The following is a 22215-nucleotide window of genomic DNA, read 5'->3' on the forward strand; positions in this document are numbered from 1 at the left end:
ACGGCCCCAGCAGGCCCCGCACACAGGCAGCCGCCCGCCGCCGCAAATCAGCCCGAGGGAAGATCGACCCCACCTCTACCAGGAGGTCCTCCAGCTGATCTGCCCACTCGTCCGCGCGTTCCCGGTCCAGTAACGACCGGCGAGATGTCCAACACCGGGACCTGCATGCACGGCGGCTACCCACCGCGGACACCACTGAACTGCCACGGAAAAGAGGATCTACGACTGAAGGGGTAGGACCACAGCCGTAGATCGCGCCGGTGTCGCAGCGATGAGTCTGCCGGCGTCCACAGGTCTACCTCCAGACCGAGATGAGCCGACCACCTCATAGGGAGTAGACATGGGCCTCATCCACATCGAGCTGTTCGCCACCCTCGACCTCGTCGGGCAGGCGCCCGGCGGCCCCGACGAGGACCCGGAGGGGTTCCCGTTCGGCGGCTGGCAGGCGCCCCTGTGGGACGAGGTCGCCGGGGCGCAGGTCGGTGCCGCGTACGAGGGCACGGACGCCCTCCTGCTCGGCCGGCGGACGTATGACATCTTCGCCGCCTTCTGGCCGCACCAGGAGGGCGGCCAGGACAACGAGATCGCCACGCTCTTCAACAGCGTCCCGAAGTATGTGGCCTCCCGCGGCAGGCCCGACCTCTCGTGGGCCGGGTCCACGCAGCTCGGCCCGGACCTGGCCGGAGCGGTGCGCGAGATCCGCGACCGGCACGAGCACGTCAAGGTCGTCGGGAGCCTGAACCTGGTGCAGACCCTCCTGCGTGAGAAGCTCTTCGACCGTCTCGACCTCTGGGTGCACCCGATCATGCTCGGCGTCGGGAAGAAGGTGTTCGACGGTGGCGCGGTGCCCACGAACGTCACACTCCTCGAACCGCCGGCAGCCGGTCCGAAGGGCACCGTGTACCTGCGCTACGGGCTCGCCGAGGGCACGCCCGGGACGGGGGACATGAGCGCCCGCTGAGCTACGCGCTGCGACCTGATCGCCGTCATCGAGTGGCGCGGGCCAGGAACTTCGCGCGGTCGACCACTATGCGCTCGATCGTGCCCCGACCCACGACGGTGCGTTTGTCGTGGGCCTCGAAGGAGAAGACCAGCCGCCGGCCGTCGACCTCGGTCAGCTCGACGCCGATCTGGACGTGCCTGCCCAGCGGGCTGGCGGCCAGGTGCTCGAGCTCGACCCGCGTGCCGACGGACGTCTCGCCGGGCGCCAGGTGCTGCTCGATCGCGCGCACGGTGGCCGCCTCGGCCAGCGCGAGCAGCCGGGGCGTGGCCAGCACGGGCACGTCGCCGCTGCCGGCCCGCTTCGCGGTGTCCTCCATCTCGACCATGATGAGCAGCTGGGAGCGGAGACCCGGAGCAAGCGTCATGGGATCAGCCTACGGGAGGCCGCACCTACCAAGAGGGGTCCCTGACTTCCTGGAAACGCGGACAAGTACGGTCGTAAGGCCGCAGGATAGGCTTTGTACGGCTTAAGACATTTGAGTGGCATGTGAGACTAGTGAGTCGTACACTCTCTGAGTTCCGTGACCGCTGTGTTACCTCACCGCGACCAACGTTCGCTTTGTTGGACAACTGCGGGGTTGAAGAGGTTAACGAGGTAGGGGGGTAGCGGGGGGATCATGGTGGCCCAAGGGACGACACTGGCGGGGCGGTATCGGCTTGATACCCGCATCGGCGCCGGTGGCATGGGCGAGGTGTGGCGGGGCGAGGACATCGTCCTGGCGCGCACCGTCGCCGTGAAGGTGCTGCTTCCGGGCCGCATGGAAGATCCTGGCTTCGTCGCCCGCTTTCAGGGGGAAGCGCGGGCGATGGCCACGATCAACCACGCCGGCGTCGTCGACGTCTACGACTACGGCGTCAGCGGCGACACCGTCTACCTGGTGATGAAGTTCGTGGACGGCGAGCCGCTCGACCGGCTGCTGTCCAGGCTGGGCAGGATTCCGCCGCAGGCGGCCATGGAGCTGATCGCGCAGGCCGCGTCGGCGCTGCAGGCCGTGCACGACCAGGGCATCGTGCACCGCGACGTCAAGCCGGGCAACCTGCTCGTGCAGCGTGACGGCACGCTGGTGCTCACCGACTTCGGCATCGCCCGCTCCGACCTGGCCAACCGGCTCACCGACGCCGGCATGGTGCTCGGCACGGCCGCCTACTGCGCCCCGGAGCAGGCCGAGGGCGCGCCCGTCACGCCTGCGGTCGACATTTACGCGCTCGGCGTGGTCGCGTACGAGTGCCTCGTGGGGCAGCGGCCGTTCGACGGCGACAGCGCGGTCACGATCGCACTCAAGCACATCCGCGAGGCCCCGCCGCCGCTGCCGCCCAGCATCCCGCCTGCCGTGCGCACGCTCGTCGAGATCGCCCTGTCGAAGGACCCGGCCAGGCGCTACCCGACGGCCAAGGCCATGAGCGAGGCGGCGCGTGCGATCGCCAGCGGCCAGGCCCCCGAGCCCGTGCAGCCGCCGGTCACCGGCGCCACCATGGTGCCGCCGACGGACTACCCGCCGCGTCAGACCGGACAATACGCCGCAAGCCCGCACCAGACCGGTCAGTACGATGCGAGCTCGCACCAGACCGGTCAGTACGCCGCCGACCCGTACCAGACCGGCGTGCGCATGGCCCCCTCCGAGGAGACGACGGTGGCCGAGCGGCGCGGCCGCCGCGCTGCCAAGGCCCCGCGCAGGACCGGGCTGATCGCCGGCATCGCCGCGGTGGTCGTGCTCGGCGCGGGCGCGACCGCGGTCGCGCTGACCGGCATGACCACCGGCGACCCGATGCCGACGAACACCGCGATCAACAGTGGCGACTCCGAGAGCTCGCCCTCGCCCTCGCCCAAACCCAAGAGGACCAAGCCCACGAGGGAGCCCACGCCGGACCCGAAGCCGACGACCACCCGGCCCAGGCCCACGAAGACGGAGAAAGCGGAGACCCCGACTCCCACGCCGTCGAAGACGCCTACCCCGACACCGTCGAAGACGTCGTCGGGGACGCCCACGCCGACCGTCAAGAAGGTGCTCGTGCCCAAGGTCGTCGGCATGCCGATCCGGGAGGGTGAGGAGATGGTGGTGGCGGCCGGCTTCGACACCCGCGTGATCGACAACACTTCCACCACCGCCGGCATGCAATGTGGCAAGATCCAGAAGACCAACCCGGCCGGCGGCACGCCCTACGACGTGACCAAGCCGGTCACGCTGGTCGTCATCGACGGCATCTGCTCGACACCCTCGGCGACCCCCGGCGTCACCGCCACGCCGAAGTAGCGGCTACACGCCGGTGGTGCTGCGGGGGTAGGCGACCTGCGGGTCGGTCGCGATGTTCACCATGTACGGGATGCCCGAGTCGAACGCCCTGCGCAGCGCCGGGCCGATCTCCGACGGCTTGGTGACCAGCTCGCCCCCGCCGCCCAGCGCGGTCACGACCTGGTCGTAGCGGCACTGCGGCTGCAGGTCGGCGGCCACGTCGTAGCCGTACAGCAGCTGCATGGGGTGCTTCTCCAGGCCCCACATGCCGTTGTTGCCGCAGATCATGACGACCGGCAGCTTGTGGCGGACGAGGGTGTCGACGTCCATCAGCGAGAAGCCGGCCGCGCCGTCACCGAGCAGCAGCACCACCTGGGAGGACGGCCGGGCCAGGCGGGCGGCGATGGAGTAGCCGAGGCCGGTGCCCAGACAGCCGTACGGGCCCGGGTCGAGCCAGTTGCCCGGCTGCTTGGGCTCGACGTATTTGCCCGCGTAGGAGACGAAGTCGCCGCCGTCGCCGATCACCACGGCGTCCTCGGCCAGCACCTTGCCCAGCTCGCCGTAGATGCGCATGGGGTGGATCGGGTCGGAGTCCGAGGCCAGGAGCTCGGCGTCGCCCGCGATGGCCGCGGCCGCCGCGTCGGACAGCTTCGACACCCACGGGGCGTACGCGTCCGGCTTGACCCCCGCGTCCCCGCAGGCCGTGCCGAGACTCCAGAACACCACCGACAGGTCGCCGGCGGCGGACGCGACCGGCTGCATGTGCGTGGCCAGCTGCGACGGCGCATCCACGATGTGCACCACGCGGGCCAGCGGCGCGCCGTCCTTGCCACCGAACCACCCGTAGCCCAGGCGGAAGTCGAGCGGCGTGCCGACCACGATCACCAGGTCCGCCTGGGCGAAGGCCTGCCCGCGGGCCCGGGTGACCAGCAGCTCGTGTCCCGAGGGCAGGACACCGCGGCCCTGGCCATTGGGGATGACCGGCAGCCGCCACGTCTCGGCGAAGTCACGCGCGGCCTCCTCGGCCCGGTCCATCCACACGTCCGAGCCGTAGACCAGCACCGGGCGCTCGGCCTCGGCCAGCAGCCGCGCGATCGCGGCCAGGTCGCCGGGGTCGGGCTCCAGCGGCGAGGGCGTCTGCGTCCGCACCTTGTGCACCGGCGAGGGGGAGAACAGGTGGTCCATGTAGAAGTCGACGAAGACCGGCCCGCGATGGGGGGCGACAGCCGTGCGGAAGGCCGACTCGACCTCCTGGCCGACCGACTCGGCGTCGCTCGCGGTGAACGACAGCTTCGTGATCGGGCCCAGCAGCGGCGGGTGGTCCATTTCCTGCAGCGCGCCGCTGCCCCAGCGCGACTGGGGCGCGCGCCCGCCCATGACGACCACCGGCGAGCCGTTGAAGTGGGCGGTCGCGATGCCGCTGACGCCGTTGGTGATGCCGGGGCCGGCGGTCAGCACGGCCAGTCCCGGCCTCCTCGTCAGCCTGGCCGTCGCCTCGGCGGCGAACACCGCGCTCTGCTCATGGCGTACGTCGAGGATGCGCATGTCCTCGTGCACGGCGCCGTCGTAGAGCGGGAAGACGTGCCCCCCGGACAAGGTGAACATGGTCTCGACGCCATAGGCCTTGGACACGGCGACGGCGGCGTCACCGGCGTGCTTCGCAGACTCCATGCCGGGGAACTTACCAACCAGTCACACGGGTAAACAGACCTTCAACGGTGGAACAAGGCCACGGAGCCGTCCGTCGTCGTCGCGACGATCTTCCGCGGCGATTCCCGGTCCCGCTTGATGCCGATGCTGGAGTTGGTGGCATCCACGGCCACGTTGTAGGTGCCGTCGGGCACGCCCACGGTGATGTCGCCTCTGGTCCTGACCACAGCCCTGACGGACGTCGGAGGGCTCGTGAACGACAGGTGCACCCGGCCTGAGCCGGCCTCCACGTCGGCCACGTCGCCGTCGAGCCGCTCCCCCTCGATGCTCCCGGTGCCGGTCCTGGCCCACAGGGAGCCCGCGACGTCGTGGAGGCGGATGTCGCCGGAGACGGAGGTCAGGCGCAGGCTCCCGAAGGCCTCGTTCACGGCGAGCACGCCCTTGGTGGTGCCGGCCACGAGGTCGGTCTCCGGCGGTACGGTGATCACGTATTCGGCCCGGCAGATGGGGCCGTCCGGCTGGTCGGCGCGCGGGCAGACCGCCTCCAGCCGCAGGGTCGAGTCGGCGGCGTTCCAGTCCTCGGTGACGGTCGGCCGGTCCCTGGACCACCGGAGCGTTCTCTGGATCAGCAGCTCGCCGGCCTGGCCGGGCAGGATGAACAGGTCCACCTGCCCCGAGGCCGCCGCGATCCTCACCTTGTCCTTCGTGAACGGGATCGACCGCAGCGCGGTGTCCACCGGCGTCCTGGCCCTGGCGAAGCCGCGCCAGATCAGCACCGAGGAGATGAGCAGCGCGATCACCGTCACCACGGCGCCGGCGGTGAGCCAGGCGGCTCTCACGGCAGGCTCCTGATCTTCAGGAACTGCAGCACGGCGAGCACCCGCCGGTGGTCGCCCTCGGCCGGGGACAGGTCGAGCTTGGCGAAGATGTTGCCGATGTGCTTGCCCACCGCGCCCTCGCTGAGCACGAGCGCCTGGCCGATGCCGGCGTTGGAGCGGCCCTCCGCCATCAGTCTGAGCACCTCGTGCTCCCTCGGCGTCAGACGCTCCAGCGGGTCGCTGTTGCCGCGCAGCAGGAGCTGGGCCACCACCTCCGGGTCGAGCGCGGTGCCGCCGGAGGCCACCCTGCGCAGCGCGTCGATGAACTCGGTCACGTCCGCCACCCGGTCCTTCAGCAGGTAGCCGACGCCGCCGTTCGCGGCCGAGGCGAGCAACTGGGCGGCGTAGCGCTCCTCGACGTACTGCGAGAGCACGAGCACCGGCAGGCCGGGCTGCTGGCGGCGGAGCACGAGCGCGGCCCGCAGCCCTTCGTCGGTGTGCGTGGGCGGCATCCGGACGTCGGTGATGACCAGCTCAGGCCGGTGCTCCTCGGCCGCCCGCAGCAGCCCCTCGGCCTCGTCCACGGCCGCGACGACCTCCATGCCCGAGGCATCGAGCAGCCGGATCAGCCCTTCGCGCAGAAGCACGGAATCCTCGGCGAGCACTACTCGCACGGCAGATCCACCTCGATCGTCGTCGGGCCGCCGAGCGGGCTGGACAGCCGGAGCGTCCCGTCGACGGAGTCGATGCGCTGCGCCAGGCCGCGCAGCCCGGTGCCGCCGTCCAGCCGGGCTCCGCCGCAGCCGTCGTCGTACACGAGCATGTGCAGCCGGTCGTGCTCGCGCCGCACGCGGATCTGGGCCTTGGTGGCGGCGGCGTGCTTGGCGATGTTGGTCAGTGCTTCGGACACGATGAAGAATGCCACCGCCTCGATGGTCGGGGAGGCACGCCGATCGATGTCGACGTGCAGCTTCACGGGGAAGGGGGCGCGGGCGGCGACGCCGGACAGCGCCGCGTCGAGGCCCTGGTCGTTGAGCACGGCCGGATGCAGGCCGCGGACGAAGTCGCGCAGCTCCTTGAGCGCCTGCTTGGCCTCCTCGTGCGCCTGCGCGATGGCCTCCTTGGCCGGCTCGGGCAGGTCGGTCAGGGTGGCCCTGGCCAGTCCCAGGTTCATGGCCAGGGAGACCAGGCGCTGCTGGGCGCCGTCGTGCAGGTCCCGCTCGATCCTGCGGCGCTCGGCGTCGGCCGCGTCGATCACGCCCGCCCGGCTCTCGGTCAGCGTCTCGATCCGCTGCCCCAGCTCCGACCGGCTGGGGCCGAGCAGTGTACGGGCCACCGACAGGTCCAGCGCCGCCATGCCCCGCGCCAGGACCGGCGCGAGCAGCAGCAGCACCAGACCGATCGCCATGAAGATCATCACCACCCGGTTGTCCCTGAGGTCGATCACGAACTCCAGCGGCGGACGCTGCAGCTTCGGCGGCAGGAACGACAACAGCCCCACGATCGCCCCGCCCCATGCCACCGCCACCAAGAACGCGGCTGCCATCCCCACGATCGGGGACAGCAGATGGTAGCCGATCTGCCGCCACGTGGCCGGGCTGCGCCACTGGCTCGGCGTGCGCACGGGCGGGATGCGCGCACCGAGGAACGCCTCGAACCGGGAGCGCTGCACCCGGGTGAACCACGGCAGCCCACGCCGCAGCAGGGGAGGCGCCACGATCAGGACGAGCGTCAGCCCACCGAGCACGATGGCGACCGGCAGGCCGACCATCAGGTGCGCCGTGTCGAGCCAGGCCCGTGCCGACCATGGACGGGGGACTTTCATGCCTCAACGGTATTGAGCAGTGGGGACGACGCGAAATAGGTCTGGTGTGCGGATGGATGGTGGGGCTAGCTCTACCTCTTGCTACAGCACCCGCTGCCGGAAGGCCACGGGATCGAAGACGCCACCCAGCATGGGGCCCAGCCCGCTGCGTGCCACCTCCGCGAAGGCCTCTCTCTCGAGGCCGCCCGCACCCTCCGGCAACGCGCCCGCCAAGGGCCGCGCGGCCAGCATCTCCAGATCCGCCACGTTGCTCCGCTCGACCACCCCGGGCTCGTCCGGCCACCGCCCGATGACGAGCCCGGCGAGATCGAGCCCTCGATGCGCGAGGGCCTCCAGCGTGAGCGCCGCCTGATTGACGCTCCCGCCCCCGGCCCTGACGACCACGAGCACCTGCGCTCCCAACGACCGTGCCAGATCGGCGATGGTCGTGCCGTCCTCGTCATACCGCTCCAGCAGCCCTCCGGTGCCCTCCACGAGCACCAGCCGGTTGCTCTCACGCAGCTCCCGCACCAGCCGCACGGCATCCACCATCGACACGGGCGGCACCCCGGCGACCCGGGCCGCCGCGGCAGGGGAGAGCGACTCGGCGAACCGGCACAACTCAAACGTCGTGGTCACCCCGGCCAGCCGGATGACCGCATCAAGATCCCCGGCTTCACCGGGAGCCACGCCCGTCTGAGCAGGCTTGACCACGGCCACGGAAGCCCCACGCCCCCTGGCCAGCGCGGCCACGGCCGCCGCCACGACGGTCTTGCCAACCCCGGTGCCGGTCCCCGCGACCACAAGGATGCTCATAACCCCAGCGTAGGCACAGCCCCGCGGCCCAGATGAAACCACTTGGCCGGCCCACAAGACGCTCGTAACGGCGAGAACCACGTGAGCGTTCACGACCGGCGCTTGAATGTCGCGCGCCAACGTCGGCGAGGCGGTCAAGCCGGCACCGCCGTAAAGAAAAAAGGGTTTTAGGGACGGCGAAGACAGGGGTCTTGAGGACGGCGAAGACAGGGGTCTTGAGGACGGCGAAGACGAGGGCCTTAGGGACGGCGAAGACGCGTGACGAACTTGTACCGGTCACCGCGATACAACGATTGAGCCCATTCAACGGGGTTGCCGTCGGCGTCGAAGGCGTGGCGGGTGAGGAGGAGCATGGGCAGGCCGACGTCCACGCCGAGCGCCTTGGCGTCGTACGGCGTCGCCAGCACGGTCTCGATGATCTCCTCGGCGTCCGTGAGCCGCACGTTGTAGGCGTTGTGCAGCGTCTCATACAGCGACGAGTGCACCTCCAGCTCCCGCCGCAGCCGCGGGAAGCGCCGCGCCGACAGGTGGGTGGTGTCGATGGACACGGGCTCACCGTTGGCCAGCCGGAGCCGGTGGATGCGCAGCACGCGCCCGCCCGGGTTGATGGCCAGGCGCCGCGCCAGGGCCTCGTCCGCGGTGATGTATCCCATCTCGAGGATCTTGGTGTCCGGCTCCAGGCCGGCGGTGCGCAGGTCGCCGATGTAGGAGGTCAGCTGGAGCACCTGCGCGACCTTCGGCTGCGCCACGAACGTGCCCTTGCCCTGGATGCGCAGCAGCCGCCCCTCCACCACGAGCTCGGTGAGCGCCTGGCGGACCGTGGTGCGCGAGGTCTCGAACCGCACGGCCAGCGTCCGCTCGGGCGGCAGCGCCGTGCCCGGCGGCAGGCTCTTGGTGAGCTCGAGCAGGCTGCGTTTGACGTCGTAGTACTTCGGTACGCGGGGGCTGTCGTCTGTCACGCGCTCACCTTCACTTCTGCCACGGCGGTGAGGCGTGTCTGATCACCGCGAGATCATCGGAACTCACATTGGCCCGAACGGTCAACCGCGGGCGACAGCGGCCGACCGGCACCGGGCGCGGACGGTGCCTGGCACGCGCGAATCCGGGCTGCTCAGGCCGATGGTGAAGGATATCCTCAGCGGCGCGCACGCCCGCAACCGAGGCCGTGATGAGCGCCGCGCCCAGCGGCCCGCCGCAGGTCTCCGCATGTGCGAAGCCGTACCACCTGCCCGTGGAGATCACCTCCGGCTTCCCCCGCACAACCCCGTCCCGGGATCCGAGCGACTTCGGCAGTGTGACTGTTCTCACAATATGAGATTTCACAAAATGGCCAGTCGCGTGAACGATGCCGTAACCGTGTTCACTGCGCGAGTAGGCGGGCGTGCGGCGGCCTACTGGGGAGTAATGCCCGCTCATCGGCATCCTGACTCCCCGGGGCTCCACTGGGCCAGTTTGGCTCTGGGGGGAGAGAGCACGCATGATGCAATCGTGCCGACTCTCAGCGACCTCGTCGCCCGCCACACCACTCTCGACGCGGCGGACCTCGATTGGCTGCACTCGCTGGTCTCCGACTGGCAGTTGCTGGCCGACCTGTCGTTCGCCGACCTCATCCTGTGGGCGCCCCTGCTGGGGGAGAACGGCTGGATCGCGATCGCGCAGATGCGCCCCACGACGGGGCCCACCGTCTACCACGACGACATCGTCGGCAGCGTGGTGGCCAAAGGCGAGCGCCACCTCATCGACACGGCCTGGAACGAGCGCCGCATCTGCCGTGAGGGCGACCCCGACTGGTCCACGGGCGTCCCGGTCAGGGAGGAGACCATCCCGGTCCGGCGCGCGGTCGAGGGCGGCGAGGGCCGCTTCCTGGCGGTGATCCAGCGCTCCACGAACCTGTCCTCGGCCCGCACGCCTTCCCGCCTGGAGCTGACCTACCTGCAGAGCGCCTCCGACCTGGCGCAGATGGTGGCCGAGGGCCGCTTCCCGTTCTCCGGCGAGGAGCCGATCCTGGTGCGTTCGCCGCGCGTCGGTGACGGCCTGCTCAGGCTCGACCGGGCCGGGCGCGTCACGTACGCCTCTCCGAACGCTCTGTCCGCCTACCGCCGCCTCGGCCTGCACGCCGACCTGGTCGGCGCCGAGCTGGGCCGGGTCACCGCCACCTTGTGCTACTCCGACGAGCCGATCAACGAAGACCTCATGATCGTGGCCAGCGGGCGCGCGGCCAAGGAGACCGAGGTCGAGTCCGGCGGCACGATCGTGCAGCTCAGAGCCATCCCGCTGATCGTCGGCGGGGGCCGCATCGGCGCGCTGGTGCTCATCAGGGACGTCACCGAGCTGCGGCGCCGCGAGCGCGAGCTGATGACCAAGGACGCCACCATCCGCGAGATCCACCACCGGGTGAAGAACAACCTGCAGACCGTGGCCGCGCTGCTCCGCTTGCAGGCGCGGCGCCTGCAGGTCCCGGAGGGCCGCGAGGCGCTGGAGGAGGCCGTACGCCGGGTCGGGTCGATCGCCATCGTGCACGAGACGCTCTCGCACGCGCCTGAGGAGTTCGTGAACTTCGACGAGATCGCCGACCGGGTGATCGCGATGGCCGGGGAGGTGTCCTCGCCGGAGGTGGCGGTCATGCCGCGACGCGTCGGCGGGTTCGGCGTGCTGCCGTCGTTGATCGCCACGCCGCTTGCCATGGCGCTGACCGAGCTGCTGCAGAACGCGTTGCAGCATGGGCGGCCCAAGCGGCTGGAGGTGGTGGTGGAGCCGGCGCTCGACCGGCTCAACGTCACCGTGTGGGACGACGGGAGAGGGCTGCCCGAGGCCTTCGACCTCGACAGCTCTACCAGCCTGGGCCTGCAGATCGTCCGTACGCTCGTCGAAGGGGAGCTGTCGGGCAGGATCTGCATCCAGCCGCGTCTCGAAGGCGGCACGGAGGCCGTGCTGTCGATCCCGCTCCCGACGGGCGTGAGCCCCTGAATCCAGTCAGGCGGTGGCGCGGGCGCGGGCCCGGGCGCTGCGGCGCTTGAGCGCGCGACGCTCGTCCTCGCTCAGACCGCCCCAGACGCCGGCGTCCTGCCCGGACTCCAGCGCCCACTTCAGGCACGCGTCGACGGCCGAGCACGAGCGGCAGACCTGCTTGGCCTCTTCGATCTGCATGAGCGCAGGGCCGGTGTTCCCGATCGGGAAGAACAGCTCGGGGTCCACGTCACGGCAGGCAGCTCGGTGGCGCCAGTCCATGCGTCCACTCCTTAGTAGATGGAGCCTTTGGTCGGCTCCGTGCGGCTACTACTTTGTGAAGAGTTTCACTAACTCGCGCGAACAAGTACCCCAAATCCCGCTCGGGACCGGGGGTTGCCCGCTGACGCCTCCGTAGGACCCCTGGGGTTGTTAAAGGTCCTACGTTCCGACGTCAGTAGTGAGCTTTTCAGCCACGGAGAGTGCACGCAAGGGGGTTGGGGCGAAGTTTTGGCCGTTATGGATGTCGGATGCGTCACACAATGACCGAATGTAACCGTCTAGACCAGAACTTGTAACGCGTTCGGTGTAGACCGGAATGTCACGATTTCGCGTTCTCCCAGGTAGTCCCCGTCCAGCTGAAAGGCCACGGGGCGCTCCGCGGTGAGCGTGAACTCGGCCTCGTCATGCAGCTGAACGAGGTGCCGGCCGGACGGAAGGGCATCACTCTCCGTGAGGATGTGTCGGATCACCGGTGTGAGCGTCATCAACCCCAGGCGGCGCAGTCCCAGCAGGTCGAGCCCCGTCTCGAAACTCGCCCACGGGGTCGGCCGCACCGGCCTGCCACCGACATATGTCCACGGTGAGGTGTTGGAAACGATCGCCATGAACAAGCCCTCGGCGGTCGGGATCCCCGGACCGGTCAGCGTCATCGCCGGATGCCGCTTGTCCGTGGCCAGGTAGTGCCGTAGAGCCGTGTTCACATACCGGGTCGGGGTAGCTTTCCGGCCGGTCCCCCTCAGGCCCTCTACGGCCCGTACAACCTCGGCGTCGTACCCCATCCCCGAGCAGAACGTGAAGTATCTGCTCTGCCCCTCCCAGAGGGCCTGCCCCAGGCCCACGGTCCTGCGCCGGCCCTCCCTGAGCGCCTCCAGCACCGCGCCCGTGGACTCCACCGGGTCGTTGGGCAGGCCGAGCGCGCGGGCGAACACGTTCGCGCTGCCGCCGGGGATGACGATCAGCGCGGGCCGGGAGGCGCTGGGATCCTCCGGTAGCGGGGTGTCGTCGCCGTTGATGGGGTTGAGCAGGCCGTTGACGGTCTCGTTGATCGTCCCGTCGCCGCCCAGCACCGCCACCACGTCGTATCCCTTGGCCCGGGCGGTGGCGGCCAGCGCCGCCGCGTGCCCCCGGTAGCGGGTCTCCTCGACGGTGAGCTCCACGGCCGCGCCGAGCGCGCGGATCAGCACGTCCCGCGTGCGGGCGTTGGTCGTCGTGGCCTTGGGATTCACCAGCAACATCGCGCGCATGATGCCAGCGTATCCACCGATCCCGGTTTCTCTGATCGACCGAATGTCCGATTCTCGATGGGTTAGTTCGTCGATTGATCGGAAGTCTGCACGAGGTCATCCACCAGAACGGCCACAGACCCTGCGATGGTCAGCCGCGCAGGTGACCAGAGGAGGGGGTGGATAGGGTTTGCGTGTGTCGAAGCGTCCGTGGACCCTGATCGTCGCCGTCGCCGTCGTCGCCCTGGAGGGCCTCGTCGCCCTCGGGCTAGGCGTCTTCGCCGCGGTGGAGGCGCTGATCGGGAAGCCCGGCGACATGACCTCGGCCCTGGCCGTGGCGGCGTTCGCCGCGCTGGTCGGGGCCGGGCTGCTCTGGGTCGCCTGGGGCGGGCTGTTCAAGATGGAGCGGTGGGGACGCGCGCCCGGCGTGCTGGCCCAGATCTTCATCGCGCCCGTCGCCGTCACGCTCATCCAGTCGGACCAGCCGCAGCTCGGGATCCCGCTGATCGTGGTCGCCGTGGCCGGGCTGGTGACGCTGCTGCTACCCCCCACCACCCGCGCGCTCGGTTACGGCGACGGTTAGTCTTCGGCCGTCAGTCCCTCGCGCAGCTGCGCCAGCGTGCGGGCCAGCAGGCGCGAGACGTGCATCTGCGAGATGCCCAGCTCGGTGGCGATCTGCGACTGCGTCATGTTGCCGAAGAAGCGCAGCAGCAGGATGCGCTTCTCCCGCGGCGGCAGCCGCTCGAGCAGGGGTTTGAGCGACTCGCGGTATTCGACGCCCTCGAGCGACTCATCCACGATGCCGAGCGAGTCGGACACCGCGGGGGCGTCGTCGTCGCCGGAGTCCGGCGCGTCGAGCGAGACGGTGGAGTAGGCGTTGGCCGACTCCAGGCCCTCGAGCACCTCCTCCTCGGTCATCTTCAGGTAGGAGGCCAGCTCGGCCACCGTCGGCGCGCGGCCCTCGCGCTGCGACAGATCGCTGATGGCCTTGGTCAGAGAGAGCTTGAGCTCCTGCAGGCGGCGCGGCACGCGGACCGCCCAGCCCTTGTCGCGGAAGTGCCGCTTGATCTCGCCGACGATGGTCGGCGTCGCGTAGGTGGAGAACTCCACGCCGCGGTTGAGGTCGAAGCGGTCGATGGACTTGATCAGACCGATCGTGGCGACCTGGGTGAGGTCGTCGAGCCACTCACCCCTGTTGCGGAAGCGGCGCGCGAGGTATTCGACCAGGGGAAGGTGAAGCTCGACCAGCTCGTCCCTGATGCGCTGGCGGCGCGGCTCCTCGGGCGCCAGCTCGGCCAGCTCGGCGAACAACTGGCGGGCGCGCACCCTGTCGGGCACGGCGTGTTCGCTGGTGGCCATGGCTCCAGTCCCTTCCGTCACGCCGACCTCGCCGCGCCTCGGCGCTTACGCAGGACGATCGCCATGCGATCGGGGGAGTCGGTCACCGCGTCGACATCGTCGGCCAGGGCGGTCAGGACCATCCAGGCGAAGTCGTCGCGCTTGGGCGCGGAGCTTCCGACCGTCGCCACCTCGACGCTGACGTGCATCTCGTGCCCGGTCAGCTCGAATTCGGCGGTCAGGTCGGTGCCGGGCACCGCCTCGCTCAGCAGCATGGCGCACGCCTCGTCGACCGCGATCCGCAGATCCTCGATCTCGTCCAGCGTGAAGTCCAGCCGCGCCGCCAGTCCGGCGGTGGCCGTACGCAACACAGACAGGTAGGCGCTCGCGGCGGGGAGCCTGATGCTCACCACGTCACGGATGCCGGCCACGCCTCCCGCGCGCGTCTCGGTTTCCTCGGTCACGTTCCTCCTCGCGAATCCGACGCCAACTGCAACTTACCGCCCCTGAGAGGTGCTTGGACGATTCAGACTCGCCATCGACCGAAAAGGCTCTGCGCGGTCTGTGACCGCACAGAGCCTTATGTGCCGATTTAGGCGGCCTTGGTCTCCCAGAAGATCTTGGAGATTTCGTCGATCTTGCCCAGCAGGTCCTCGGCCTTGGAGACGTCGACCGTGCCCTTGGCACCTGCGGCGCCCGCAAGCTTCGTGGCGTCCCAGAAAAGCTGGTGAAGCTGGGGGTACTGCTCGAGGTGCGGAGGCTTGAAGTAGTCGGTCCACAGCACCCACAGGTGGTGCTTGACGAGCTCGGCGCGCTCCTCCTTGATGGTCAGCGCGCGGGCACGGAAGACCGCGTCCTCGTTGGCCGCGTACTTTTCCATGATCGCCTTGACCGACTCGGCCTCGATACGGGCCTGAGCGGGGTCGTAGACCCCACAGGGCAGGTCGCAGTGTGCGGAAGCGACATGCTTGGGTCGTAGCAGTCGTGCGAGCATCAGAAAGTCCTTCCTGGATGCTGAATCAGCTTGGTCCACAACCGACCTTACTCGGGTCGCAATGCCTGCGGAGTGGGGGGTCAGCGCGTATGCGAGTGCGTGTCGAGGGGGATTCCATGCGCCCGGGGCTGGTTCCTGGTGACTGGCTCCTTGTACGCAGGAACGCCACAGTTCACCCGGGGGATCTCGTGGTGGCCAGGCTTCCCGGCGATCCCGATCAGCTGATCGTGAAACGGGCCCAGTGGCACGGGGCGGACGGGTGGTGGCTGGAGAGCGACAACCAGCGGGCCAGCGGGCGGCGCGACAGCTGGGACTTCGGGCCGGTTCACGACATCGTGGGGCGTGTCGTGCTGCGCTACTGGCCGCTGATGAGAAGGTGGCGACGCTAGGGGCCGTAGTCGCGGCCAGGAGCCTTTGGTCGTGGCCCAGGAGTCGTTCTTGCGGCCTGGGGCACTCAGGAGCCGCTCGTGGGCCTGGGGCCATTGCTCGTGGGCCCTGGGGCCGTTGGGGCCGCTCGTGGGCTTGGGGCCGTAACCGCTCGTGGGGCCTCGGGCCGTTGGGGCCGCTCAGGAGCCGTTCTTGCGGCGGGCGCGGAAGGCGGCGACGTTGGCGCGACTGGCGCAGCGGGCCGAGCAGTAGCGGCGGGAGCGGTTGGACGAGGTGTCGAGGAAGGCCTGCCCGCAGTGGGGCTCACGGCAGCGGCCCAGCCGATCCACGCCCAGCTCCGCCACGACCGAGGCCAGTCCCATCACGGCGGTGGCGGCGGGATCCTCGGCCAGGTGCAGGTGCCAGTCGTGGCCGTCGTGGTCCGACAGCTGCGGACGCACGGGATAACGCACGAGCAGGGCGTTGAGCAGCTCCGCCACGGCCCGCTCGTCACCGGCCGCGTCGAAGACCGCGGCCAGCTCGTCCCGCAGCCGGATCAGGTCGGGCGGCGGCGCGGGGTCGTTGGCCAGGCGGACCGCCCACTCGGCGTAAGAGGTCAGGTCCATGCCGGAGTATTACATGAGCGGCGGGATGCCGGAGCACCCCGCCTACTCGGTGTTATGCCGCCTGTGGGCGGTCACCCCTCCGGGCGGTCAGCCCTCTGGGTGCAGGACCCGCCGCAGGAACGCGCGGGTGCGCTCGTGGCTGGGGTTGCCGATCACCTTGGCCGGCTCACCCTCCTCGACGATCACGCCGCCGTCCATGAACACCACGCGGTCGGCCACCTCCCGCGCGAACCCCATCTCGTGGGTGACCACGAGCATGGTCATGCCCTCCTCCGCCAGCTTGCGCATGACGGTGAGCACGTCGCCGACCAGCTCCGGGTCGAGCGCCGAGGTCGGCTCATCGAACAACATCAGGTCCGGGTTCATGGCCAGCGCCCGGGCGATGGCCACCCGCTGCTGCTGCCCGCCGGAGAGCTGGCCGGGGTAGGCGTCGCTCTTTTCGGCGACTCCGACCTTGTTCAGGTTCTCCCTGGCGACGACCTCGGCCTCTTTCTTGCCCCTTCCCAGCACCCGCCGCTGCGCGACCATCACGTTCTGCAGCACGGTCAGGTGGGGGAACAGGTTGAACTGCTGGAACACCATGCCGACGTGGCGCCGCGCGGCGTCGATGTCGGCGTCGGGATCGGTCAGCTCGGCTCCGTTCACGAAGACCTGGCCCTTGGTGGGGGTCTCCAGCAGGTTCACGCACCGCAGCAGCGTGGACTTGCCCGAGCCCGAGGGCCCGATGACGCAGACGACCTGCCCGGGATCGACCGTGAAGTCGATGCCCTTGAGCACCTCGTTGTCGCCGAAGTACTTGTGCAGATCCCTGATCTCTACGGCGTGCGTCACCGCTTCCTCCCCTGGCGCGCTTCGAGGCGGCGGACCACGATGCCGAGCGGAATCGTGATGAGCAGGTAGGTAGCGCCCGCCACGATCAGCGGCGTGCTGTTGGCCTGCTCGATCGTCGTGTCGGAGCCGAACTTGGTCAGCTCGGTGGTCGCCGCCGTGACGCCCAGCGTGAAGACCAGCGAGGAGTCCTTGAACAGCAGGATCAGCTCGTTGGTCAGCGGCGGGATCACGATCCTGATGGCCTGCGGCAGGATGATCGACAGCATGGCCCGGCCCGGCTTCATGCCGAGCGACCTGGCCGCCTCCATCTGCCCCTTGGGCACCGCCTGGATGCCGGCGCGGAACGACTCGGCCATGTAGGCCGCGGCGACCAGGCCGAGGGCCAGGGCCACCGTCCCGTAGATGTCGCCGGGCAGTCTGAAGCCAGGGAAAGCGATCGGCAGACCGAACCCGAGCAGCAGGAAGATGATCAGCGCGGGCAGGCCGCGGAAGATCTCGATGTAGACCAGCGCCACCACCCGGTACGGCACCACGGACGACAGCCGCATGAGCGCCAGCACCAGGCCGAGCACGAAACCGATCACATAGCCGGCGATGGTGAAGATCAGCGTGTTCTTCAGCGCCACCGTGAAGAGCGTGGGGAACATCCCGGCGGCGACGGAGCCGTTGAGGAAGTTCTCCGCGATCTTCGGCCAGTCGGCCAGCATGGCCACCGCCGCCAGGACGGCGACGAAGACGGCGTACTGGACACCCAGGCTGATCTGTCGTCGTTTCCTGGGACTGAGCCCGCTGCGCGCGGGCTCAGTCGTGATGGGCGTGTCCGTCATGATCAGGAAGTGGGCGACGGGGTCGTGGCCGGAGCGGCGCCCATCCACTGCTCATAGAGCTTGGTCCAGGTGCCGTCCTTGATCGCCGTGGCCAGGGACTCGTTGACGGCCTTGAGCAGCTCGGCGTTGCCCTTCTTGACCGCGAAGCCGTACTGGGCCTGGGTCGGGACCTGGCCGGACAGCTCGTAGGCCGAGGAGACGTTCGGCTTCTTCATCCACTCGACGACGACCGGCAGGTCCTGCACCACCAGGTCGACCTGGCCGGACTGGAGTGCGAGCAGGAGCTTGCCGGAGTCCTTGAACTCCTTGGCCTCGATGCCCTTGGACTTGGCCAGGTCGAGGGCCGTCGTGCCGGCCTGCACGCCGACGCTCACGCCCTTGGCCTTGGCGTCCTCGAGCGTGGGGATGCCCGCGCCCTTCTTGGTGACGAGGCCGAGCACCTCGTCGAAGTACGGCGAAGAGAAGTCGAGGTTCTGCTTGCGCTCGTCGGTGATGGTCATGCCGGCGGCGGCGACGTCGCACTTGCCGGCGTTCAGAGCGGCGCCACCCTTGATGGAGTCGAAGTCGATGTCGACGATCTCCTGGGTCACACCGAGCTTCTTGGCCACCAGGTCGATCATGTCGACGTCGAAGCCCACGATCTTGCCGCTGGCGTCCTTCGACTGGAACGGCGGGTACGGCAGGTTCGTGCACGTGGTCAGCTTGCCGGGGGAGACCAGCTGGACGCCGCCCGCGGCCGTGGCGCCTGCGGTCGACGTCGCGCCGGACTGCGTGCTCGGTGCCTCGCTCCCGCATGCGGACAGGGCGAATACAGCGGTTAGCGCGAGCACGCCGGCGGCGTAGCCACGGCGGCCCTTAAGGGTCAGGGCCATGTACGGCCTCCTAGAAGTGAATCTGGGGTTTTGTGCAGTTTAAGTGGGTTTTTGCACCGCTCCGTCATCGGGGGTTTAACAATGCGTCAACGGAACGGCGACAGCACCGACACCGAACCCCATCTCAGCATGTGGCACTATGGGGTCACGGGTGACCCCCGAACCCCCTCACGACGATGATCGCCGAGGGGATCCTGGCAGCTACCGAAGCCAGACCGCTCGCGCTCGTCCGCCGAAGGTTTCTTCCGCTACCAACGATTACAGGGGTCGCTGTGGCTGCCACGCCCGCTTCCGCATCCGTCGAAACACTCGATCTCGATCCGGCTTTCGCACTGCATCGCGGCGGCAAGATCGAGGTTCGCTCCACTGTTCCCGTCCGCGACGCGGACGACCTGGCGCTCGCCTACACGCCCGGCGTCGCCCGGGTGTGCACCGCCATCGCCGAGACGCCCGCGCTGGTCCACGACTACACCTGGGTCTCCAGAGTGGTCGCCGTCGTCACCGACGGCACCGCCGTGCTCGGCCTGGGCGATATAGGCCCTTCGGCCGCCATGCCGGTCATGGAGGGCAAGGCACTGCTGTTCAAGGAGTTCGCGAACGTCGACGCCGTCCCCCTCTGCCTCGACTGCACTGACGTGGACGCCCTCGTCGAGACCGTCGTGCGGCTGGCGCCGTCCTTCGGCGGCATCAACCTCGAGGACATCAGCGCACCCCGCTGCTTCGAGATCGAGGCCCGCCTGCGCGACCTGCTCGACATCCCCGTCTTCCACGACGACCAGCACGGCACCGCCATCGTCGTGCTCGCCGCCCTCCAGAACGCCGCCCGCCTGACCGACCGCCCGCTCGGCGACCTGCGCGCGGTCGTGGCCGGCGCCGGCGCCTCAGGCGTCGCGGTCACCCGCATCCTCCTGGAGGCTGGCATCGGCGACATCGCGGTCTCCGACTCCAAGGGCATGATCTACGAGGGCAGGGAGGGGCTCAACCCGTTCAAGGAGGCGCTGGCCCGCGACACCAACAGGTCCGGCCACACCGGCTCCACGGAGGAGGCCCTGGCGGGCGCCGACGTCTTCGTGGGCCTGTCCGGGTCCACCGTGTCGGAGCAGGCCATCGCATCGATGGCCGAGGACGCGATCGTGTTCGCGCTGTCCAACCCGACCCCTGAGGTCCACCCCGAGGCGGCCGCCAAGCACGCTGCGGTCGTCGCCACCGGCCGCTCCGACTTCCCCAACCAGATCAACAACGTGCTGGCCTTCCCCGGCGTGTTCAGGGGCGCGCTGGACGTGCGGGCCTCCACCATCACCGAGAACATGAAGGTGGCCGCGGCCGGCGCCCTGGCCGGCGTCGTCGGCGACGACGTCACGCCCGCGTACGTCATCCCCAGCCCCTTCGACGAGCGCGTCGCCCCCGCCGTCACCGCCGCGGTCGCCGCCCAGGCCCGCGCCGATGGCGTCGCCCGCATCTAAGCAGCTCAAGACCGCTTGACGATTGCTTGCCGTTCCCTTGGGTAAGTGAGGTCCTCGCCGAGACCGAGGCGCCGCCGGCGACCCGCAGCACACGCGGGTCGCCGGCGGCGCAAGCGAAACGAGCGGGGACATCCTTTGGGAACTGCCATAAATCCTTTACGCAAGGTGCTATAACTGTAGCTCGCTGTAATGATGTGGGCGGCGGCTCCTGCGACAAGGAGAGCGATGGTACGCGAGCCGAATCGACTGCTGCAGCAGCTCATCGCGGAGGCGGGTTTTTCTCACAAGGGACTGGCCAGGCGCCTCAACGATCTGGGCGCCGCACGCGGAACCCCCGGTCTGAAGTACGACCACAGCTCGGTATTGCGCTGGATCGGTGGCCAGCGCCCGAGAGATCCGGTGCCCTGCCTGCTCACGGAGCTGTTCGCGCTCCGGCTCGGCAGGCAGGTCACCTCGGAGGACCTCGGAATGCCGGCCATCATTACACCCCTCGATCTTGGGCAAGAGTTCATGCACACGTGGCAGGAGGGGGTCTCGACTGTGACCGCGCTGTGGCGGGCCGATGTTGAGAGACGGAGGTTTCTGATCGACTCGACGTTCGCTTTAGGAGCAGGCTCCATCGGAGCCATGCGCTGGCTGACGTCCCCATTAGAGGGACGCCTGGGCGGCACGGGAACCCGGCGCGTGGGCCGCGCCGAGATCGCCGCCATCCACGAGGTCACCCGATCGTTCGGTGAGCTCGACAACCGTTTCGGCAGCGGCCACGTCCGCACGTCCGTGGTCAAATACCTCGACGGCGCCGTCTCCCCCCTGCTCAAGGACGGCTCGTACAGCGACGCGACCGGCCGCCAGCTGGCCGCCGCGGCCGCCGAGCTGACCCGGCTGGCCGGCTGGATGGCGTACGACATGGAGCAGCACGGCCTGGCCCAGCGTTACCTCATCCAGGCACTGCGCCTGGCCAGAGGCGCCGACGACCACACCCTCGGCGGCGAGATCCTGGCCGGCATGGCCCACCAGGCCATCTACGTGGGCCAGCCGGCCCACGCCTTGGACCTGGCCCGGGCCGCCCAGCTCGCGGCCCGTGGCGGAGGCGTGAACACCCTGCTGGCCTCCGCCTACGTCCTGGAAGCCCACGCACACGCCGGCCGCGGCGACGCCCGCTCCTGCGGCGCCTCGCTCCACGCGGCCGAACGCGCCTTCGACGCCCGCAAACCCTCCGAAGAACCCCGGTGGCTGAGCTACTTCGACGAGGCGTACCTGTCCGCCAAGTTCGCCCATTGCTTCCGTGATCTTGGGGAGGGGGAGCGGGCGGTGCGGTACGCGCGTCGCTCGCTCGACATGGATTCCCGGTATGTGCGGGGGCGGATGTTCAACCTGTCCCTGCTGGCGGCGGGGCTGGTGCAGTGTGGGGAGTTGGAGGAGGCGTGCTCCACCGCCGGCAAGGCTATGGCGATGGCGGGGGAGTTGCAGTCGGTGCGGTCGCGGTCGTATGCGGAGGATCTGCGGAGGCGGTTGCAGCCTTTCAAGAACGAGCGGGTGGTGAAGGTGCTGCACGAGCGCACCCGGGAGCTGACGTCGGCATAGGCGAACCCTGTTGGAACTCCGGATACTTACGGTGACCTCCGGAAGTATCCGGAGCCTCGGCGCATGCTGAGGTCATGAGCCCAGTTCCAGCAGAGCCGGTTCCCTCCGCGACGGTGGGAATCGCGGAAGCCGGCAAAAGTCTGTCTCGGTTGATCGACCGTGTGGAAAGGGGCGAGCAGATCACCATCACGCGCGGTGGGCGTCCCGTTGCCGTGTTGACGCCTGTCCCGAGACCGGTGATTCCGGAAGCGCCGACCGGACACCTCCTCCTACAATGGTTCGAGGAGTTCGGGCTGGACGAAGAGTTCGCCGCCGACATCGGCGAAGTCGTCCAAGAGCGGTGACGGGCAATCGAGCCATCGTGCTCGACACCCGCGTCGTGGCGGACATCGAGCGCGGCACCTTCGACCCACTCAGGCTTTTGGGCTACACGCCCGGGATTTCGGTCATCACCCTCGGGGAGCTCATGACCGGGGTGGCGAAGGCAAAGGACCGTGTCCAGCGCAAGCGCCGGGCCGACAACCTCGCGGCCCTGATCAGCC

The 22215-nt window shown here is 69.3% G+C and carries 24 protein-coding genes and 1 pseudogene; 8 read left to right on the forward strand and 17 right to left on the reverse strand.

The annotated features are described in order from the left end of the window. Positions 1-155, reverse strand: a pseudogene (locus tag ACTWQA_RS49170) (IS701 family transposase); the annotation flags it as partial. Positions 156-340: 185 nt separating this feature from the next. Here ACTWQA_RS49170 and ACTWQA_RS49175 point away from each other — a divergent pair. Then, entirely contained in the window at positions 341-961 is a 621-nt protein-coding gene (locus ACTWQA_RS49175; RefSeq protein ID WP_327589020.1) for a dihydrofolate reductase family protein, read from the forward strand. A 25-nt stretch (positions 962-986) separates the two neighbouring features. Here ACTWQA_RS49175 and ACTWQA_RS49180 read toward each other — a convergent pair whose 3' ends face one another. Further along, complete coding sequence (locus ACTWQA_RS49180) at positions 987-1367, reverse strand: thioesterase family protein (protein ID WP_443165740.1); 381 nt, start codon at positions 1365-1367, stop codon at positions 987-989. A 252-nt stretch (positions 1368-1619) separates the two neighbouring features. On the opposite strand from ACTWQA_RS49180, the gene ACTWQA_RS49185 reads away from it, so the two are divergent. After that, the gene (locus ACTWQA_RS49185; RefSeq protein WP_443165741.1) at positions 1620-3254 is read left to right on the forward strand and encodes a serine/threonine-protein kinase; all 1635 of its coding nucleotides are present in this window, start codon (positions 1620-1622) and stop codon (positions 3252-3254) included. 3 nt (positions 3255-3257) lie between these two features. On the opposite strand, the gene ACTWQA_RS49190 is transcribed toward ACTWQA_RS49185, so the two are convergent. The 6 genes from ACTWQA_RS49190 to ACTWQA_RS49215 form a co-directional block, all read right to left on the reverse strand. Next, positions 3258-4904, reverse strand: a complete 1647-nt coding sequence (locus tag ACTWQA_RS49190) for an acetolactate synthase (RefSeq protein ID WP_443165742.1) — start codon at positions 4902-4904, stop codon at positions 3258-3260. Positions 4905-4945: 41 nt separating this feature from the next. Further along, positions 4946-5722 (reverse strand): hypothetical protein, encoded by a 777-nt coding sequence (locus ACTWQA_RS49195; RefSeq protein ID WP_443165743.1) that lies wholly within the window; start codon positions 5720-5722, stop codon positions 4946-4948. Next, complete coding sequence (locus ACTWQA_RS49200; RefSeq protein WP_305924974.1) at positions 5719-6375, reverse strand: response regulator transcription factor; 657 nt, start codon at positions 6373-6375, stop codon at positions 5719-5721. Before ACTWQA_RS49200 ends, ACTWQA_RS49195 begins: the two co-directional genes overlap by 4 nt. Next, positions 6366-7526, reverse strand: coding sequence for a histidine kinase (locus tag ACTWQA_RS49205; RefSeq protein WP_443165744.1), 1161 nt, complete (start codon positions 7524-7526; stop codon positions 6366-6368). The genes ACTWQA_RS49200 and ACTWQA_RS49205 overlap by 10 nt, the downstream gene beginning before the upstream one ends. A gap of 81 nt (positions 7527-7607) precedes the next feature. Continuing rightward, positions 7608-8321, reverse strand: coding sequence for a dethiobiotin synthase (gene bioD, locus ACTWQA_RS49210; RefSeq protein ID WP_443165745.1), 714 nt, complete (start codon positions 8319-8321; stop codon positions 7608-7610). A gap of 239 nt (positions 8322-8560) precedes the next feature. Beyond that, on the reverse strand, positions 8561-9280 hold the full coding sequence (locus ACTWQA_RS49215; RefSeq protein WP_127936225.1) for a GntR family transcriptional regulator: 720 nt from the start codon (positions 9278-9280) through the stop codon (positions 8561-8563). A 529-nt stretch (positions 9281-9809) separates the two neighbouring features. Here ACTWQA_RS49215 and ACTWQA_RS49220 point away from each other — a divergent pair. Continuing rightward, a complete protein-coding gene (locus ACTWQA_RS49220) occupies positions 9810-11288 on the forward strand; it encodes a PAS domain-containing sensor histidine kinase (protein WP_305924971.1) in 1479 nt (492 codons plus the stop codon). 6 nt (positions 11289-11294) lie between these two features. On the opposite strand, the gene ACTWQA_RS49225 is transcribed toward ACTWQA_RS49220, so the two are convergent. Further along, positions 11295-11549: a WhiB family transcriptional regulator gene (locus ACTWQA_RS49225; protein ID WP_127936223.1), complete on the reverse strand. Its 255-nt coding sequence runs from the start codon at positions 11547-11549 to the stop codon at positions 11295-11297. 278 nt (positions 11550-11827) lie between these two features. Continuing rightward, entirely contained in the window at positions 11828-12793 is a 966-nt protein-coding gene (locus ACTWQA_RS49230; RefSeq protein WP_443165746.1) for a diacylglycerol/lipid kinase family protein, read from the reverse strand. A 175-nt stretch (positions 12794-12968) separates the two neighbouring features. Between ACTWQA_RS49230 and ACTWQA_RS49235 the strand changes: the two genes are divergently transcribed. After that, the gene (locus tag ACTWQA_RS49235; protein WP_443165747.1) at positions 12969-13355 is read left to right on the forward strand and encodes a hypothetical protein; all 387 of its coding nucleotides are present in this window, start codon (positions 12969-12971) and stop codon (positions 13353-13355) included. Here the strand turns inward: ACTWQA_RS49235 and ACTWQA_RS49240 are convergent. The 3 genes from ACTWQA_RS49240 to sodN form a co-directional block, all read right to left on the reverse strand. After that, the gene (locus ACTWQA_RS49240; protein ID WP_327589029.1) at positions 13352-14131 is read right to left on the reverse strand and encodes an RNA polymerase sigma factor SigF; all 780 of its coding nucleotides are present in this window, start codon (positions 14129-14131) and stop codon (positions 13352-13354) included. The two genes, ACTWQA_RS49235 and ACTWQA_RS49240, sit on opposite strands and share 4 nt — an antisense overlap. Before the next feature lie 17 nt (positions 14132-14148). Further along, a complete protein-coding gene (locus ACTWQA_RS49245) occupies positions 14149-14574 on the reverse strand; it encodes an anti-sigma factor (protein WP_443165748.1) in 426 nt (141 codons plus the stop codon). A 128-nt stretch (positions 14575-14702) separates the two neighbouring features. Next, positions 14703-15104, reverse strand: coding sequence for a superoxide dismutase, Ni (gene sodN / locus ACTWQA_RS49250; protein ID WP_221519206.1), 402 nt, complete (start codon positions 15102-15104; stop codon positions 14703-14705). 17 nt (positions 15105-15121) lie between these two features. Between sodN and ACTWQA_RS49255 the strand changes: the two genes are divergently transcribed. Continuing rightward, the gene (locus ACTWQA_RS49255; protein WP_305924966.1) at positions 15122-15493 is read left to right on the forward strand and encodes a S24 family peptidase; all 372 of its coding nucleotides are present in this window, start codon (positions 15122-15124) and stop codon (positions 15491-15493) included. Between the two features lie 177 nt (positions 15494-15670). Here the strand turns inward: ACTWQA_RS49255 and ACTWQA_RS49260 are convergent, their stop codons facing one another. From ACTWQA_RS49260 to ACTWQA_RS49275, 4 genes are all read right to left on the reverse strand, one after another. Then, positions 15671-16096 carry a CGNR zinc finger domain-containing protein gene (locus ACTWQA_RS49260; protein ID WP_305924963.1) on the reverse strand — a complete coding sequence of 142 codons (426 nt, stop codon included), beginning with the start codon at positions 16094-16096 and terminating at the stop codon, positions 15671-15673. A gap of 87 nt (positions 16097-16183) precedes the next feature. After that, the gene (locus ACTWQA_RS49265; RefSeq protein WP_443165749.1) at positions 16184-16927 is read right to left on the reverse strand and encodes an amino acid ABC transporter ATP-binding protein; all 744 of its coding nucleotides are present in this window, start codon (positions 16925-16927) and stop codon (positions 16184-16186) included. Then, on the reverse strand, positions 16924-17754 hold the full coding sequence (locus ACTWQA_RS49270) for an amino acid ABC transporter permease (RefSeq protein WP_443165750.1): 831 nt from the start codon (positions 17752-17754) through the stop codon (positions 16924-16926). Before ACTWQA_RS49270 ends, ACTWQA_RS49265 begins: the two co-directional genes overlap by 4 nt. A 2-nt stretch (positions 17755-17756) precedes the next feature. Continuing rightward, positions 17757-18626, reverse strand: a complete 870-nt coding sequence (locus ACTWQA_RS49275; RefSeq protein WP_443165751.1) for an ABC transporter substrate-binding protein — start codon at positions 18624-18626, stop codon at positions 17757-17759. Positions 18627-18898: 272 nt separating this feature from the next. On the opposite strand from ACTWQA_RS49275, the gene ACTWQA_RS49280 reads away from it, so the two are divergent. The 3 genes from ACTWQA_RS49280 to ACTWQA_RS49290 all read left to right on the forward strand — a co-directional run bounded on the left by ACTWQA_RS49280 (position 18899) and on the right by ACTWQA_RS49290 (position 22017). Further along, complete coding sequence (locus ACTWQA_RS49280) at positions 18899-20089, forward strand: NAD(P)-dependent malic enzyme (protein ID WP_443165752.1); 1191 nt, start codon at positions 18899-18901, stop codon at positions 20087-20089. Positions 20090-20314: 225 nt separating this feature from the next. After that, complete coding sequence (locus ACTWQA_RS49285) at positions 20315-21673, forward strand: hypothetical protein (RefSeq protein WP_443165753.1); 1359 nt, start codon at positions 20315-20317, stop codon at positions 21671-21673. Between the two features lie 74 nt (positions 21674-21747). Continuing rightward, on the forward strand, positions 21748-22017 hold the full coding sequence (locus ACTWQA_RS49290) for a type II toxin-antitoxin system Phd/YefM family antitoxin (protein WP_443165754.1): 270 nt from the start codon (positions 21748-21750) through the stop codon (positions 22015-22017). The last annotated feature ends 198 nt before the right edge of the window (positions 22018-22215 follow it).

The organism is Nonomuraea sp. 10N515B (genome assembly GCF_052245915.1).
Classification (GTDB): domain Bacteria; phylum Actinomycetota; class Actinomycetes; order Streptosporangiales; family Streptosporangiaceae; genus Nonomuraea.

Bases quoted from the DNA above. Each gene is read 5' to 3' on its own strand.
- ACTWQA_RS49175 (WP_327589020.1), top strand. From the start codon at position 341: ATGGGCCTCATCCACATCGAGCTGTTCGCCACCCTCGACCTCGTCGGG.
- ACTWQA_RS49180 (WP_443165740.1), bottom strand. From the start codon at position 1,367: ATGACGCTTGCTCCGGGTCTCCGCTCCCAGCTGCTCATCATGGTCGAG.
- ACTWQA_RS49185 (WP_443165741.1), top strand. From the start codon at position 1,620: ATGGTGGCCCAAGGGACGACACTGGCGGGGCGGTATCGGCTTGATACC.
- ACTWQA_RS49190 (WP_443165742.1), bottom strand. From the start codon at position 4,904: ATGGAGTCTGCGAAGCACGCCGGTGACGCCGCCGTCGCCGTGTCCAAG.
- ACTWQA_RS49205 (WP_443165744.1), bottom strand. From the start codon at position 7,526: ATGAAAGTCCCCCGTCCATGGTCGGCACGGGCCTGGCTCGACACGGCG.
- bioD (WP_443165745.1), bottom strand. From the start codon at position 8,321: ATGAGCATCCTTGTGGTCGCGGGGACCGGCACCGGGGTTGGCAAGACC.
- ACTWQA_RS49225 (WP_127936223.1), bottom strand. From the start codon at position 11,549: ATGGACTGGCGCCACCGAGCTGCCTGCCGTGACGTGGACCCCGAGCTG.
- ACTWQA_RS49230 (WP_443165746.1), bottom strand. From the start codon at position 12,793: ATGCGCGCGATGTTGCTGGTGAATCCCAAGGCCACGACGACCAACGCC.
- ACTWQA_RS49240 (WP_327589029.1), bottom strand. From the start codon at position 14,131: ATGGCCACCAGCGAACACGCCGTGCCCGACAGGGTGCGCGCCCGCCAG.
- sodN (WP_221519206.1), bottom strand. From the start codon at position 15,104: ATGCTCGCACGACTGCTACGACCCAAGCATGTCGCTTCCGCACACTGC.
- ACTWQA_RS49255 (WP_305924966.1), top strand. From the start codon at position 15,122: ATGCTGAATCAGCTTGGTCCACAACCGACCTTACTCGGGTCGCAATGC.
- ACTWQA_RS49260 (WP_305924963.1), bottom strand. From the start codon at position 16,096: ATGGACCTGACCTCTTACGCCGAGTGGGCGGTCCGCCTGGCCAACGAC.
- ACTWQA_RS49270 (WP_443165750.1), bottom strand. From the start codon at position 17,754: ATGACGGACACGCCCATCACGACTGAGCCCGCGCGCAGCGGGCTCAGT.
- ACTWQA_RS49275 (WP_443165751.1), bottom strand. From the start codon at position 18,626: ATGGCCCTGACCCTTAAGGGCCGCCGTGGCTACGCCGCCGGCGTGCTC.
- ACTWQA_RS49285 (WP_443165753.1), top strand. From the start codon at position 20,315: ATGGTACGCGAGCCGAATCGACTGCTGCAGCAGCTCATCGCGGAGGCG.
- ACTWQA_RS49290 (WP_443165754.1), top strand. From the start codon at position 21,748: ATGAGCCCAGTTCCAGCAGAGCCGGTTCCCTCCGCGACGGTGGGAATC.